Annotated in this window: 13 protein-coding genes; 4 read left to right on the forward strand and 9 right to left on the reverse strand. The window is 58.4% G+C overall.

Going from position 1 to position 15,624, the window contains the following annotated elements; all coding sequences use genetic code 11:
* Window positions 1–225: 225 nt before the first annotated feature.
* Window positions 226–1,233: an ornithine carbamoyltransferase gene (gene argF, locus F3J39_RS13735; RefSeq protein ID WP_108570019.1), complete on the reverse strand. Its 1,008-nt coding sequence runs from the start codon at window positions 1,231–1,233 to the stop codon at window positions 226–228.
* Between the two features lie 163 nt (window positions 1,234–1,396).
* Between argF and rraB the strand changes: the two genes are divergently transcribed.
* The gene (gene rraB / locus F3J39_RS13740; protein ID WP_039382316.1) at window positions 1,397–1,822 is read left to right on the forward strand and encodes a ribonuclease E inhibitor RraB; all 426 of its coding nucleotides are present in this window, start codon (window positions 1,397–1,399) and stop codon (window positions 1,820–1,822) included.
* A gap of 55 nt (window positions 1,823–1,877) precedes the next feature.
* Window positions 1,878–2,639 (forward strand): tRNA isopentenyl-2-thiomethyl-A-37 hydroxylase MiaE, encoded by a 762-nt coding sequence (gene miaE, locus F3J39_RS13745; RefSeq protein WP_039382319.1) that lies wholly within the window; start codon window positions 1,878–1,880, stop codon window positions 2,637–2,639.
* 10 nt (window positions 2,640–2,649) lie between these two features.
* Here the strand turns inward: miaE and F3J39_RS13750 are convergent, their stop codons facing one another.
* The 5 genes from F3J39_RS13750 to pepA form a co-directional block, all read right to left on the reverse strand.
* On the reverse strand, window positions 2,650–3,156 hold the full coding sequence (locus F3J39_RS13750) for a GNAT family N-acetyltransferase (RefSeq protein ID WP_039382322.1): 507 nt from the start codon (window positions 3,154–3,156) through the stop codon (window positions 2,650–2,652).
* Between the two features lie 67 nt (window positions 3,157–3,223).
* Entirely contained in the window at window positions 3,224–6,079 is a 2,856-nt protein-coding gene (locus F3J39_RS13755) for a valine--tRNA ligase (protein WP_166714312.1), read from the reverse strand.
* 5 nt (window positions 6,080–6,084) lie between these two features.
* A complete protein-coding gene (locus tag F3J39_RS13760; protein WP_039382327.1) occupies window positions 6,085–6,543 on the reverse strand; it encodes a DNA polymerase III subunit chi in 459 nt (152 codons plus the stop codon).
* The gene (locus F3J39_RS13765; protein ID WP_166714313.1) at window positions 6,540–6,773 is read right to left on the reverse strand and encodes a hypothetical protein; all 234 of its coding nucleotides are present in this window, start codon (window positions 6,771–6,773) and stop codon (window positions 6,540–6,542) included. Before F3J39_RS13765 ends, F3J39_RS13760 begins: the two co-directional genes overlap by 4 nt.
* A 169-nt stretch (window positions 6,774–6,942) precedes the next feature.
* Window positions 6,943–8,454: a leucyl aminopeptidase gene (pepA, locus tag F3J39_RS13770; protein WP_039382329.1), complete on the reverse strand. Its 1,512-nt coding sequence runs from the start codon at window positions 8,452–8,454 to the stop codon at window positions 6,943–6,945.
* Window positions 8,455–8,719: 265 nt separating this feature from the next.
* Here pepA and lptF point away from each other — a divergent pair, with 265 nt between their 5' ends.
* Window positions 8,720–9,820, forward strand: coding sequence for an LPS export ABC transporter permease LptF (gene lptF / locus F3J39_RS13775; protein ID WP_071669130.1), 1,101 nt, complete (start codon window positions 8,720–8,722; stop codon window positions 9,818–9,820).
* The gene (gene lptG, locus F3J39_RS13780) at window positions 9,820–10,896 is read left to right on the forward strand and encodes an LPS export ABC transporter permease LptG (RefSeq protein ID WP_039382335.1); all 1,077 of its coding nucleotides are present in this window, start codon (window positions 9,820–9,822) and stop codon (window positions 10,894–10,896) included. Before lptF ends, lptG begins: the two co-directional genes overlap by 1 nt.
* Before the next feature lie 126 nt (window positions 10,897–11,022).
* On the opposite strand, the gene F3J39_RS13785 is transcribed toward lptG, so the two are convergent.
* The 3 genes from F3J39_RS13785 to F3J39_RS13795 all read right to left on the reverse strand — a co-directional run bounded on the left by F3J39_RS13785 (window position 11,023) and on the right by F3J39_RS13795 (window position 15,519).
* Window positions 11,023–12,300 carry a DUF445 domain-containing protein gene (locus F3J39_RS13785; protein WP_166714314.1) on the reverse strand — a complete coding sequence of 426 codons (1,278 nt, stop codon included), beginning with the start codon at window positions 12,298–12,300 and terminating at the stop codon, window positions 11,023–11,025.
* 23 nt (window positions 12,301–12,323) lie between these two features.
* Window positions 12,324–13,826 (reverse strand): helicase HerA-like C-terminal domain-containing protein, encoded by a 1,503-nt coding sequence (locus F3J39_RS13790; RefSeq protein ID WP_166714315.1) that lies wholly within the window; start codon window positions 13,824–13,826, stop codon window positions 12,324–12,326.
* A 121-nt stretch (window positions 13,827–13,947) separates the two neighbouring features.
* Entirely contained in the window at window positions 13,948–15,519 is a 1,572-nt protein-coding gene (locus F3J39_RS13795; protein ID WP_166714316.1) for an ABC transporter substrate-binding protein, read from the reverse strand.
* Window positions 15,520–15,624 lie beyond the last annotated feature (105 nt).

Below are 15,624 nucleotides of genomic sequence, written 5' to 3' on the forward strand. Positions count from 1 at the left end.
TTCTCCTCAGTGCTGCCGGATAGCGGACAAAAAAAAGCCCCTTTACAGGGGCTTTATAACGATCGGTGAATAGCGGAAAGAAACAGCGGTGCCGCCTGCGTTCAGGCGGACGGGAGCGGCAAAATGTGGCTGGCGCTGTGGCATATTTCCTCCGGCAAATTGTGGCGCATTATACGCATTCGCGGGCGGGCAGCAAGCGCTAAGTAAACGTTTGCCTGGCGTTAATCAGCGCTGAGCCAGCGTGGCCACCATCACTGCTTTAATGGTGTGCATGCGGTTTTCCGCCTGATCGAATACCACGCTGTGCGCCGACTCAAATACCTCGTCGCTGACTTCCATTCCGGCTTCCAGTCCGTACTGCGCCGCCAGCTGCTGGCCCAGCGTGGTTTTGTCATCGTGAAAAGCGGGCAGGCAGTGCAGAAACTTCACCTGCGGATTACCGGTCAGCGCCAGCATCGCGCTGTTAACCTGATAGGGGCGCAGCAGAGCGATACGCTCTTCCCACACCGATTTCGCCTCGCCCATAGAGACCCAGACGTCAGTATAGATAAAGTCTGCACCCTGCACGCCTTCGGCGATATTCTCCGTCAGCGTAATTTTGCCGCCGGTTTGCGCCGCCGCTGCCCGGCACGTCTCTACCAGCTCGCTCTCCGGCCAGCACGCTTCAGGCGCTACCAGACGCAAATCGAGCCCCGTCAGCGCGGCGGCCTCCAGCATGCTGTTGCCCATGTTATTGCGCGCGTCGCCCACATACACCAGCGTCATGTCGCTCAGCGCTTTACCCGGCAGCTGCTCCTGCATCGTGAGCAGATCGGCCAGCAGCTGCGTAGGATGAAACTCATCGGTCAGACCGTTCCACACTGGTACACCGGCGTGTTCAGCCAAAGTTTCCACCAGCGCCTGACCATAGCCGCGATACTGAATACCGTCATAGAAGCGTCCCAGCACCCGGGCGGTGTCTTTCATCGACTCTTTATGCCCAATCTGACTGCCGCCCGGCCCGAGATAGGTCACGTTTGCACCCTGATCGTAAGCGGCAACTTCGAAAGAGCATCGGGTACGGGTCGAGTCTTTTTCGAAGATGAGCGCAATATTTTTGCCGGTAAGGTAGCGCGGTTCACTGCCGCTTTTTTTGGCCTGCTTTAATTCAGCGGCCAGCGACAGCAGGCTGGCGATCTCTGCCGGAGTAAAATCCAGCAACCGCAGGAAATGTTTCGAATATAACTGGCTCATGCTTTGCTCCGTAAGCTGCTTAATAATGAATTAAAATTCAATTTAATGGTATGAATATTCATTTTCAACCCCGGCGCAAATAAACTTTCTGTTTTGTGTAGTGGCGCGCGAGGCAGTATGGGAAAATAATTGCATTCACTGCCACCATTTTGAGGACTCACACATGGCATACGAAGCATTGCTGGAAGAACAGCGCGAAGAGACGCGTCTGATCATCGAAGAGCTGCTGGATGACGGAAGCGATCCGGACGCGCTCTACACCATTGAACATCATCTCTCCTGCAACAACTTCGACTCGCTGGAAAAAGCGGCAGTTGATGCGTTTAAGCTGGGCTATGAAGTCACCGAGCCGGAAGAGCTGGAGCTGGAAGATGGCACCACGGTAATGTGTGTGGATATCCTCAGCGAATCTGCCCTGAAACCTGAACTGATCGATGCGCAGGTTGAGCAGCTGGTGAACCTGGTGGGCAAATACAACGTCGATTATGACGGCTGGGGTACCTACTTCGAAGATCCCAACGCGGAAGATGACGAAGACGAAGATGAAGAGATGGACGACGACGGCGAGGATAACGGCGTCCGTCACTGATTGTACCGGGCGGCGCCTGTCGCCCGTTTCACTTACCTGCCTGTAAAGACCACCGATGAATTACGCCCCGCTATTAGCACCCATCCACCAGTTCCTGCACTGTCGCACGCCTGAGGCGTGGATCGCAGAGGCGCGCAAACCGGAAAATCTTACGCTGCTGCTGACCGATCACATGGTATGTGAGCTGAAAGCGGCACAGACCGCCGTATGGCTGATCCGTAAATATGTGGCAGATAAACCGAGCGGTGAGGCGATTCTGGCGTGGCTCGAACCTTATGAGGCGTTTGTCTTTGGCGAAGCGCACAGCAGCGACTTCATCAATGCGCATAAAAATCTGACCAAAAGCGTTATCGTGCGCAACGAACTGCCGTGGGCGGATGAGATGGTGGAGAAGATGGTGCTGCTGATCAAAGAGGAGCTGCACCACTTTTATCAGGTATGGGAGATCATGCAGGCGCGCGGTCTGATTTACCGCAAAATCACCGCCAGCCGCTATGCAAAAGGGCTGCTGCGGGAGGTCACCACCCATGAGCCCGATACGCTGGTGGATAAGCTGATTTGCGGCGCCTATATTGAAGCGCGCTCCTGCGAACGGTTTGCCAGCCTGGCACCGCATCTGGATGCGCAGCTGGAGAAGTTCTATATCTCGCTGCTGCGTTCAGAAGCGCGTCACTATCAGGACTACCTTGCGCTGGCAGCGCAGATCTCACCGCGCGATATTACACCGCGCGTGCAGGCGATCGGCGCAGCGGAAGCGCGCCTGATCGGCGAGCCGGATACGGAGCTGCGCTTTCACAGCGGCGTGCCCGCGTTCTGAGTGCGGGCTTCTACGCCAGCGTTTTAAGCATCCGCACTTCGCAATCGACGTGACCGGTACAGCCCATGGCGCGGTCAATGTGCGTAAATCCCAGCGCTTCATAAAGCGCAATCGCCCGCGTCAGGCTGGCGGTGGTCTCCAGATAGCAGCGGCGGAACCCCTGCGCCTGGGCAAACGCCAGCGCGCGCAGCGCCAGTTCACGCGCCAGGCCGAGCCCGCGCACCTGCGGCAGAAAATACATCTTCTGGAGTTCGCAGATATCGGGCGCGCTGCACGCCAGCGGCGCAATGCCGCCGCCGCCCACGACGCTGCCTTCCAGCTCCACAATCCAGTAGGCGCTCCCTGGGGTACTGTAGAGTTCAAACAGGCTATCAAGCTGGGGATCGGCGACGGTATAGCCTTTATCCGCGGTCAGGCCAAACTCGGCTGACACCGTGCGGATCACCTGTGCAATCGGCTGGTTGTCCGCAGCGCAGATCGGGCGGACCTGCAGATTCAGTGAGGTGAGGGTGCTCATGGCAGAATTCCGGTAATAAAAAAGCCAGGCAGAGCCCGGCTTCGGTTAACGAACAGGTCTTAAGCGCTTACAATGCCGCAATCACGCCCTGCTGTTCAATCAGTTTTGCTTTTGACTGCTCCATCTCCGCCACGCGCTCGCGCTCTTTCGCGACCACCGCTTCCGGAGCGCGCGACACAAAGCCTTCGTTCGCCAGCTTGGTCTGGATCTTCTCAATCTCAACATCCAGCTTCAGCAGCTCTTTTGCCAGACGCTCCAGCTCCGCCTCTTTGTTGACCAGATCGGCCATCGGGATCAGCAGCTCTGCGCCCTCGACGATCTTGGTCACAGAGACCGGGCCTTTGTCGCCCGTCGGCAGGATCGTCAGGCTCGCGAGACGCGCCAGGCGGGAGAGGAAGTTGCGGTTCTCTTCCACGCGACGCTGTGCGTCAGCGGAGCAGTCGCGCAGCAGCACATCCAGCGGCTTGCTCGGCGCGATGTTCATCTCAGCACGGATATTACGTACCGCGACAATCGCCTGTTTCATCCACTCAATGTCTGCCTGCGCTGCGGCATCCTCATTCGCCGCGTCATACTGCGGGAACGGCTGCAGCATAATGGTGTCATGATCGATGTTTTTCAGCACTTTTACGCGCTGCCAGATAGTTTCCGTAATAAACGGAATAATCGGGTGTGCCAGACGCAGCAGGGCTTCCAGCACCGTTACCAGCGTGTTGCGCGTGCCGCGCAGCTCCGCTTCGCTGCCGCTGTTCATCACCGGCTTGGTCAGCTCCAGATACCAGTCGCAGAACTGATTCCAGGTGAAGTCATAGAGAATATTGGCCGCGATATCGAAGCGATAGCTGTCCAGCGCCTCACGGTACGCTTTCACCGTGCGGTTAAACTCGCTCAGGATCCAGCGATCCGCCAGCGACAGCTTCAGTTCGCCACCCTGCTGACCGCAATCCTGATCTTCGGTATTCATCAGCACAAAGCGGCTGGCGTTCCACAGCTTATTACAGAAGTTGCGATAGCCTTCAAGACGCTTCATATCCCAGTTGATATCGCGCCCGGTTGAGGCCAGCGCGGCCAGCGTAAAGCGCAGGGCGTCAGTGCCTGATGGCACGATGCCGTCCGGGAACTGCTTCTCGGTGCGCTTGCGGATTTTTTCCGCCAGCTGCGGCTGCATCATGTTGCCGGTACGTTTCTCCAGCAGCGCTTCCAGCGAAATCCCATCAACCATATCGAGCGGATCGATGACGTTGCCTTTCGACTTCGACATCTTCTGTCCCTCTTCATCGCGGATCAGACCGGTCATATAGACGGTCTTAAACGGCACCTGCGGCTTGCCGTTTTCATCTTTGATAAAGTGCATGGTCAGCATGATCATGCGCGCGATCCAGAAGAAGATAATGTCGAAGCCGCTCACCAGCACGCTGGTGGGGTGGAAGGTGCGCAGCGCTTCGGTGTTCTCTGGCCAGCCAAGGGTAGAGAAGGTCCACAGGCCGGAGGAGAACCAGGTATCCAGCACGTCATCATCCTGACGCAGCGCCACGTCTGCAGCCAGGTTATTTTCCTGACGCACTTCTTCTTCGGTGCGGCCGACATAGACGTTGCCGTCGTTGTCATACCACGCCGGAATACGATGGCCCCACCAGAGCTGGCGTGAAATGCACCAGTCCTGAATATCGCGCATCCAGGAGAAGTACATATTTTCATACTGCTTCGGTACAAACTGGATGTCGCCGTTCTCTACCGCTTCTACCGCGACTTTCGCCAGCGGGGCGGTACGCACGTACCACTGATCGGTCAGCATCGGCTCAATCACCACGCCGCCGCGATCGCCATACGGCACCGTCAGGTCGTGTGGCTTGATCTCATCCAGCAGGCCCGCTTCATCCACGGCAGCGACAATCGCTTTACGCGCGGCAAAGCGCTCCATACCCTGAAACGCCGCCGGAATTTCATCGGAGCAGGCGGTGCTCGCTTCACCGTTGGTGTCAAACACCTCGGCACGGCTGCGGATATCGCCGTCAAAGGTCAGAATGTTGATCATCGGCAACTTGTGACGACGACCCACTTCATAGTCGTTGAAATCGTGCGCCGGAGTGATCTTCACGCAGCCGGTGCCTTTTTCCATATCGGCGTGCTCATCACCCACGATCGGAATGCGACGATCTACCAGCGGCAGGATCAGCTCTTTGCCGATCAGATCTTTATAGCGTGGATCTTCCGGATTGACGGCAACGCCGGTATCGCCCAGCAGGGTTTCCGGACGGGTGGTGGCGACAACCAGATAATCTTTGCCGTCTGCCGTGGTCGCGCCATCCGCCAGCGGATAGCGGATATGCCACATCGAGCCTTTGCTTTCGCGGTTTTCTACTTCCAGATCGGAGATAGCGGTGCGCAGTTTAGGGTCCCAGTTTACCAGGCGTTTGCCACGGTAGATCAGGTTCTCTTTATAAAGGCGCACAAAAACTTCTTTCACCGCATTTGAGAGGCCGTCATCCATGGTGAAGCGCTCGCGCTCCCAGTCCACGGAGTTGCCGAGGCGGCGCATCTGGCGGGTAATAGTGCCGCCTGATTCCGCTTTCCACTCCCAGATTTTATCGATAAAGGCGTCACGACCATAATCCTGGCGCGTTTTCCCCTCTTCGGCGGCGATCTTACGCTCTACAACCATCTGCGTCGCAATACCGGCATGGTCAGTGCCCGCCTGCCACAGGGTATTTTTACCCTGCATGCGCTGGTAGCGGATCATGGTATCCATAATGGTCTGCTGGAAGGCGTGACCCATATGCAAGCTGCCGGTAACGTTCGGCGGCGGGATCATGATGCAAAAGCTTTCCTGGCTGGTGTCGCCATTCGGTTTAAAGTAGCCCTGCTGTTCCCAGTGCTCGTAGAGCGGCTGCTCGATATCTTGCGGGTTATATGTCTTGTCCATTTCTGCTATGTCGTTTGCGGCGGGGGTGGTGGCGCCGTTTTCAGTTGGAAACCAACGCTACGATAGGCTTTATAGCGATCGCGCGCCGGTTGTTTCAGGGATTCTTCATACGGTACGAAGTCTATCACTTCATGGAAAGCGGTGGCAAAATCTGCGAATGCCGGCAGCAGGCTGATCAGCAAATCGCGCGGCGCACTGCTGCGGCGCTGCGGCCAGGCAAGCTCTACCGGCGCACCGTAACGCGGGCCTTCACCCGCCAGATTATGTGGCACAAAGGCGTTAGCCGGGCGCTGCCACAGCGCCTCATCCAGCCGGTTCGCCTGCGCTTCGCTTTCACAGGCGATCAGGATACGTTTGCCTTCACGCCAGCGGGTAGCAGCCAGATCGCACACCAGCGCTTCAATAGCGCTAAGGCCATCACTGGCGCTTTCTGACTCTAAAACATAGAAGGTGGCGTTTTTCATGGCGGGCTAAATTCCATCAGTAACAACAGAGAGCATTGTGCGTCAGCGCGCGGCGTGCGTCCAACATTAAGGCCGATATCAGCAGCAGGAATGTTGTTGATGGCGTCATCACGTCCCGTACGCGCGTCAACCCGGGCGCCATTAATGGCGTCATCACGTTCCGCACGCGCATCAAACCGGGCGCCATGAATGGCGCCCCTACAGGGGAAATGCCGCCACAGGGGGCGCATTTATGCGCCCCTGGTCAAACACCGCGCCATATTGAACGCCATCGCGTCCCGTACGCGCATCGACCCGGGCGCCATGAATGGCGTCATCGCGTCCCGTACGCGCATCGACCCGGGCGCCATGAATGGCGCCCCTACGGGGGAAATGCCGCCACAGGACGCGCAATACCGATTAATCGTCGCCGTTCAGACCCGCACGGTTCAGCAGGAACTGAGAGAGCATCGGTACCGGACGACCGGTAGCGCCTTTGGCTTTACCGGAGCGCCATGCGGTGCCGGCGATATCGAGGTGCGCCCAGTTATATTTGCGTGCAAAACGCGCCAGGAAGCAGGCGGCCGTAATCGCACCGCCCGGACGTCCGCCGATATTCGCCATATCGGCAAAGTTCGACTCCAGCTGCTCCTGATACTCATCGGCCATCGGCAGCCGCCACGCGCGGTCGCCTGACTGTTCAGAAGCGCTGATCAGCTCATGCGCCAGCGGATTGTGATTCGAAAGCAGGCCGCTGACGTGATGACCCAGCGCAATTACGCAGGCACCGGTCAGGGTCGCCACGTCAATCACCACTTCAGGCTCAAAACGTTCAACGTAGGTGAGGGCGTCGCACAGTACCAGACGACCTTCAGCATCGGTATTCAGCACTTCCACCGTCTGGCCTGACATCGTGGTCAGAACATCGCCCGGGCGCATTGCGCGGCCATCCGGCATATTTTCACAGCCCACCAGCACGCCCACGACGTTCAGCGGCAGATTGAGTTCCGCCACCATGCGCATTACGCCATAGACCGAGGCCGCGCCGCACATATCATATTTCATCTCATCCATGCCTTCAGCAGGCTTGATGGAAATGCCGCCGGCGTCAAAGGTCAGCCCTTTACCCACCAGCACGATGGGACGCGCGTCCGGATCGCTGTTACCTTTGTACTCAATAACCGACATCAGCGACTCATTGTGCGAACCGGCGCCGACCGCAAGATAGGCATTCATGCCCAGCTCTTTCATCTGCTGTTCGCCGATAACACGGGTCGTAACGTTTTTGCTGTAAGCGTCCGCCAGCTGGCGTGCCTGCGAAGCGAGATAGGCCGCATTACAGATATTTGGCGGCATGTTGCTGAGATCTTTTGCCGCTTTCACGCCGGCTGCTACGGCAAGGCCATGCTGAATAGCGCGCTCACCGCTGGTGAGTTCGCGACGCGTCGGGACGTTGAACACCAGCTTGCGCAGCGGACGACGCGGCTCAACTTTATTGCTTTTCAGCTGATCAAAGTTGTAGAGCGCCTCTTTCGAAGTTTCGATAGCCTGGCGCACTTTCCAGTAGGTGTTGCGGCCTTTAACATGCAGTTCGGTCAGGAAGCAGACCGCTTCCATGGAGCCGGTGTCATTCAGCGTGTTAATGGTCTTCTGGATCACCTGCTTATACTGACGCTCGTCCAGCTCGCGCTCTTTGCCGCAGCCAATCAGCAGAATACGTTCAGAGAGAATATTCGGCACATGGTGCAGCAGCAGCGTCTGGCCGACTTTGCCCTCCAGTTCGCCGCGGCGCAGCAGCGCACTGATATAGCCGTCGCTGATTTTATCCAGCTGTTCGGCAATGGGCGATAAACGGCGCGGCTCAAAAACGCCTACAACAATGCAGGCGCTCCGCTGTTTTTCCGGGCTGCCGCTTTTTACACTGAACTCCATGCACTCTCCTGAATCTTAAAGACAACGGCCGTAGCTGTCGTTAGAATGTAGCGCGTTCGTCACCCATTATTTGGCGCGACGCCATGACAATTTAACGCCGCTGGTCATAATGAGTGGGGTGACAATATGATATTTTTTCACCACCCTGACGCATTAACAGACCATTTTAGCGACCAATACGGCCATTGATGAAGAAAAATGGCTGATAAGCGTTGAAACTAGCGATTTTCCTGCAAAAAGACAAGTTTTCACAGGCGTACTAAGCGTGATCATTATTAGATATCTGGTTCGGGAAACGCTCAAAAGCCAGCTGGCTATCCTGTTTATCCTGCTGCTAATCTTCTTTTGTCAGAAGTTAGTCAGGATCTTAGGGGCGGCGGTGGATGGCGAAATCCCCACAAATCTGGTTCTGACCTTGTTAGGACTCGGTGTGCCTGAAATGGCGCAACTTATTTTACCCTTAAGTCTGTTTCTGGCGATTTTAATGACGCTGGGCCGGCTATACACCGAAAGTGAAATTACGGTGATGCACGCCTGCGGCCTGGGTAAAGGGTTACTGGTTAAAGCGGCGATGATCCTGATGCTGATGACCTCGCTGGTGGCGGCGGTCAACGTGATCTGGCTCGGCCCCTGGTCATCGCGTTACCAGGATGAGGTTACGCAGAATGCCAAAGCGAACCCGGGCGCTGCTGCGCTGGCCGCAGGCCAGTTCCAGACCTCCAGCGACGGCAATACCGTGCTGTTTGTCGAGGATGTGAAAGGCAACACCTTCGGCAACGTGTTCCTCGCGCAGCTGCGGCCTAAAGGCAACGCGCGTCCGTCGGTGGTGCTGGCGGACAGCGGCCATATGGAGCAGCGCAAGGATGGCTCGCAGGTGGTGACGCTGGATAAAGGCACCCGCTTTGAAGGTACCGCGCTGCTGCGTGATTTCCGCATCACTGACTTTGTGAACTATCAGGCGGTAGTGGGCTATAAAGAAGCGACGCTCGATCCTAACGATGCCGATCAGGCCGATCTGCTTACGCTGATCAACACTAAAACGCCGCAGTTCCAGGCTGAGCTGCACTGGCGTCTGACGCTGGTTTTCTCGGTGCTGATTATGGCGCTGATGGTGGTGCCGCTTAGCGTGGTCAATCCACGTCAGGGCCGCGTATTGTCGATGCTGCCTGCGATGCTGCTCTATCTGATCTTCTTCCTGCTGCAGAGTTCGCTGCGTTCCAATGCGGCCAAAGGGCGCTTCGATCCGGCTATCTGGATGTGGACCGTTAACGTCGCGTATCTGGCACTGGCGGTGGCGCTTAACGCCTGGGATACCGTGCCGATGCGTCGTCTGCGGGCGCGTTTCAGCCGCGGAGGGTCGGTGTGATGTTTAAGGTTCTTGACCGCTATATCGGTAAAACCATTTTTAACACCATCATGATGACGCTGTTCATGCTGGTGTCGCTGTCGGGCATTATCAAGTTTGTCGATCAGCTGCGCAAAACCGGGCAGGGCGCGTATTCCGCGCTGGATGCGGGCTACTACACCCTGCTGAGCGTGCCGAAAGATATCGAGATCTTCTTCCCGATGGCGGCGCTGCTTGGCGCGCTGCTTGGCCTCGGCACGCTGGCTCAGCGCAGCGAGCTGGTGGTGATGCAGGCGTCCGGCTTTACCCGCCTGCAGGTGGCGCTGTCCGTCATGAAAACCGCGATCCCGCTGGTGCTGCTGACCATGGCCGTCGGCGAGTTTGTGGCGCCGCAGGGCGAGCAGATGGCGCGTAATTTCCGCGCGCAGCAGCTTTACGGCGGGTCGCTGGTCTCCACGCAGAACGGCCTCTGGGCGAAGGATGGCAACGACTTTATCTATATCGAACGCATTAAGGGCGATAACGAGATTGATGGGGTCAGCATCTACCGCTTTAACGACGCCCGCCGTCTGCAGAGCGTGCGCTATGCGGCCACCGCGACCTGGGATCAGGCGCGTAAGCGGTGGGAGCTGGCGCAGGTGGATGAGTCAGACCTCACCGATCCAAAACAGATCACCGGTTCGCAGAGCCTGAACGGCGAGTGGAAAACCAACCTGACGCCAGACAAGCTGGGCGTGGTGGCGCTGGATCCGGACGCGCTCTCTATCAGCGGACTGTATAACTACAGTAAATATCTGAAGCAGAGCGGGCAGGAGTCAGGCCGTTATCAGCTCAATATGTGGGGTAAAATCTTCCAGCCGCTTTCGGTAGCGGTCATGATGCTGATGGCGCTCTCCTTTATCTTCGGACCGCTGCGCAGCGTATCGATGGGCGTGCGCGTGGTGACGGGTATCAGCTTCGGCTTCCTGTTCTACGTGCTGGATCAGATTTTTGGTCCGCTGAGCCTGGTCTATGGCCTGCCGCCAATATTAGGGGCAATCCTGCCCAGCGGCGCTTTCTTCGCTATCAGTCTCTATCTGTTGCTGAAACGACGTTAAGCGGGAGAGATCCAGGGGCGCATGAATGCGCCAGGGCCTCATTAATGAGGCCCCTGCAGGGTAACGTAGGGGCGCCATTTATGGCGCCCTCGGTTAATGATGGCGCCCTGGCTCAGCCTCGGCGGGTCAGGGTTGCGTCTGCAGAAGCGCGGGCAACTGGGACAGCAGATAGAGCAGCAGGCCGATGGTGCCGCCGACCAGCGTGCCGTTGATGCGGATAAACTGCAGATCGCGCCCGATGTTCAGCTCAATCTGTTGCGACATATCACGTGCATCCCAGCTTTTTACCGTATCGCTGATATGACGCGTCAGAAAAGCAGCAAACTCCGGGGCCACGCTGCGCGCCGCATCCTCCAGATGCTGATTCATTGAACTGCGTAACGCCTCATCGGCCAGCAGGGTCTCTCCCAGCCACAGCGCCGCCAGCCGTACCCGCTCCTGTACGCGGGAATCGTCGCTGCTGAGATCGCGTTTTAGCCAGGCGCGCAGATCCTGCCACAGCTCACCGATATAGCGATTCAGCGACTCATCCTCTTTCAGCCACTGCTTCACTGACTCCGCGCGCGCTGCCATCTCCGGATCGCTTTTCAGCCGGTCAATCAGCCGCTGCACCGCGCGATTAAAGCCGAGACGCAGCTCATGCCCCTGATCGCGCGCCACTTCGTCGAGAATGGAGTCCACCGCGTTAGCGACCAGCGTGGCGCTGTGTTCACCCAGCCACTCGGTCGGCAGCACTTTAGCTTTAACCGGATGCTCACGCTTCAGCCAGCGCACAATCTGCAGAGCGATAAACTCACGCGTGCCGGGTTTGTGCAGCAGCTGCAGCAGCTGTTCAATCGCCGCATCCAGCAGCGCCTGATGACGGTTATTTTTGGTCAGGCTGTCGAGGATCATCGCACTGGACTGCGTCAGATCGACCTTATCCAGCGCGCGATGCACGGCGCGCCGCATAAACTGCTGAATGCGGGCATCGTCAGTGAGATCGAGAAAACCACGCATGACCTGCAGCAGATGACGCCCTGTGCGATCGGCGTTGCCCGGCGCGTTCAGCCACTGCGCCAGCAGCTGTGCCGGATTGTTGCGGCGGATCAGCGCCAGCAGCGAATCGGTATCGAGAAACTTCTCCTGCACAAAGCGACCAAGATTTTCGCCGATGCGATCTTTGTTACGCGGAATAATCGCCGTATGGCGCGCAATCAGCGGCAGCGGCACGCGGCGAAACAGCGCCACCACCGCAAACCAGTCGGCCAGTGCGCCGACCATAGCCGCTTCAGCGATCGCTTTAACGCCCAGCACCCAGAAATTAGCGGGCAGAAACAGCGTAACGATAAAGGTTGCCGCTGCCGCCAGCAGCAGCGCCAGCGCCAGCTGTTTGCTGCGCTTCAGTTGTTGATATTTATCCATTATCCGATCTTAGCAGAGAGTCCTTAACGGCGGCGCCCGCCGAGCAGGCTGCCCAGCATGCCGCGCACGATCTGGCTGGTGACCTGGCGCGCTGCGCCGCGGGCCACGCTCTGAACCACGCCGTCGCGTTTACCGCCGCGCGGTCCGGTGGTGCCAAACAGAATCTCTTTCAGGCCGCCGAGAATACCGCTCTCAACCTTCACGTCGGCGCCTTTAACGTCCGGCGCCGCTGACTGCTGCGGCGCGGTGGCGATCCCCTGCTGCAGGCGCTCAAACGCCGACTCGCGATCGACCTCATCATCATATTTGCCATAAAGCGGCGAATGGTTGATCAGGTCGTTGCGCTCATCCTGCGTCAGCGGCCCCATGCGTGAGCCGGGGGCGATCACCATAGCGCGTTCCACGATAGATGGACTGCCTTTCTCATCGAGGAAAGAGATCAGCGCCTCACCGGTGCCGAGCGCCTGAAGCGCCGCCACGGCATCGAACGCCGGGTTAGCGCGCAGGGTCTCAGCGGCACTTTTTACCGCTTTCTGATCGCGCGGCGTGAAGGCGCGCAGGGCGTGCTGCACGCGATTGCCAAGCTGGCCCAGTACCTTATCCGGAATATCTGACGGATTCTGCGTGACGAACCAGACGCCCACGCCTTTGGAGCGGATCAGGCGGATGACCTGCTCAATCTTTTCCAGCAGCACGGGCGGTGCATCACTGAACAGCAGATGCGCCTCATCAAAGAAGAAGACCATTTTCGGCTTATCCAGGTCGCCCGCTTCCGGCAGCTGCTCATAGAGTTCCGCCAGCAGCCACAGCAGGCTGGTGGCGTAGAGTTTAGGCAGCTGATAGAGCTTTTCGGCTGCGAGAATATTGATATAGCCGCGGCCCTGCTCGTCGCAGCGCATCCAGTCGCGGATATCGAGCATCGGCTCACCAAAAAAATGCTCCGCTCCCTGCTGCTCCAGCGCCAGCAGGCCGCGCTGAATCGCACCCACTGATGCGCTGCTGATGTTGCCATACTGCGTCTGAAACGCTTTGGCGTTGTCGCCGATATACTGCGTCATCGCGCGCAGATCTTTGAAATCGAGCAGCAGCAGCCCCTGATCGTCTGCAATGCGGAAAATAATCTGCAATACGCCCGACTGCACCTCATTCAGCCCCAGCAGCCGCGCCAGCAGCAGGGGGCCCAGATCGGTGACGGTGGCACGTACCGGGTGGCCCTGCTGACCGAAGATATCCCACAGCATCACCGGGTTGTCATGCGGCTGCCAGTCGCTGACGCCAATCTGTGCCAGCCGCGCCTGCAGCTTCTCAGAGGCGCTGCCGGGAGCGGCAATGCCGCTTAAATCCCCTTTGACGTCAGCCATAAATACCGGCACGCCGGCCTGTGAAAAGGATTCTGCCAGCTTCTGCAGCGTAACGGTTTTGCCGGTACCGGTGGCGCCAGCGATCAGCCCGTGGCGATTGGCCATCGCCGGGAGCAGCGACAGCCGGATATCGTGGGTTTGAGCAATCAGCAGTGGGGTGGTCATAATCTCTCGCTCTTCAGCAATGCGTTATGACACCAAGGATAGCAAGCGCAGCCTGCGGTAGCGCAACTGATTGCGCAGAAAAGGAGAAGCCCCCCGGTCGTGCCGGAGGGCAGAAGAGGCGTTACCCTTTACGGACCGTATCGAAGAAGAGCAGGCTGACGCCGATACCCTGCCGGACGTGGGTCACGTTTTGCCGGATCGCCACCTGCTGCGCACCCTGCAGCGTGACCACAAACGGGGAGTCCTGCTGTACGCGCTGCTGCAGTGCGGTATAAAGCGCCCGGCGTTTTACCACGTCGCTCTCACCCGCCGCCTCCCGCGTCTGCGCGCTGAGCTGCGGAATATCCCAGCCCACCCGCCACGCCAGCGTTTTAGCGCCGCCCGGTACGTTCCAGGCAAAGGCGCTGGCGTTGGTATTGGGATCAACATAATCCGCCCCCCAGTAGATAAAGATCGACTGGAAATCGCGGCCGCGCATTTTACTCCACAGCGCCGACTCCGCTACCGGCTGCAGATCGATATCGATATCTGCTTTAGCAAAACTCGCCTGCAGCGCCTGCGCTACATCAATATAGGGAGGCTGGTTGATGACCGTCAGCGCAATGCGCGTGCCGGGCTGAATGCCGCCCTCCGCCAGAATGGCTTTGGCTTTCGCGACGTCATAGTGAAACGGCGTCTCCTCCAGTGCGCCGTCAAATCCCTGCGGCAGGAAACTCTGATGGATGCGGTATTGACCTTTCAGCAGCTGCTGTGAGATAGCCTGATAATCCACCAGCCAGCGCGCGGCGCGCCACAGCGCCGGGTTAGCCAGTGCCGGCTGCGCGGCGTTTTGGGCATTGAACGCCAGGTAGTAAATCAGGCTGGAAGGAAAGGCTTCAATACGCAGGTGCTTATCCTGTTTCAGCGCGTCGATCTGATCGGGGCCGAGCTGATAGGCGACATCGACATCGCCCTGCTGGATCAGCAGGCGGCGTGCGCCGGCATCCGTTACCCCTTTGAGCAGCACGCGCCGCAGCTGCGGTGCCGGTCTGGCCTGCGGACTGGCGCCAAGCACCACCGCCTGCTGCGGCACATACTGCTGCAGCGTAAAAGCGCCGCTGCCGGCGGAGTGGGTGTGCAGCCAGCCGTTGCCGCTGTCACCGTTGACCGCATGCTGCTGTACCGTTTTGCTGTCAACAATCGACGCCACCGGCGCGGTGAGCAGTCGCAGCGCCAGATCCTGTCCAATTGCGGCCGGCCAGCGGATCTCCAGCTGTGTGTCGCTCAGCACCTGAAACTGGCTGGCGATATTGGCAGGGGTCCAGCCAAACTCCGCCAGAATAAACGCCGGCGCTTTGTTGAGCTCTACCGCGCGCGTCAGAGAGAACACCACATCCTGCGCTGTCACCGCGTTACCGCTGGCAAAGCGCGCGCCGGGCCGCAGGGTAAACCGCAGGCTGTGCGGCGTACTGCCGGGATGCCATTCGCTAGCCAGCAGCGGCGCAAGCTGCTGCGGCGCGTTGCGGTCCGGCTCGGTCAGGGTCTGGTAGAGATTGCGTTGCACGCTGTTGCTGACCGTCTCAAAACTCTCCGCCGGGTCAAAGCTGATGATGCCATCCAGCGGTACTGCCACTACCAGCGTATCCTCTGGCGTGGCGGCATGCAGGGTAAAGGCAGTACTCCAGACCGCTGCCAGTAAAATCAGTAAGCGCATTATTATTATCCTCAGAGGGAGAGACGCTGAATTTAACGCGCGGCGGGCAGAGTCAAAATGCCGGTTTGTTCTGAGCTTTGTCAGAATATAACGTTAATACCGGGT

Source organism: Pantoea sp. Acro-807 (genome assembly GCF_011752675.1).
Taxonomy (GTDB): Bacteria; Pseudomonadota; Gammaproteobacteria; order Enterobacterales; family Enterobacteriaceae; genus Pantoea; species Pantoea eucrina.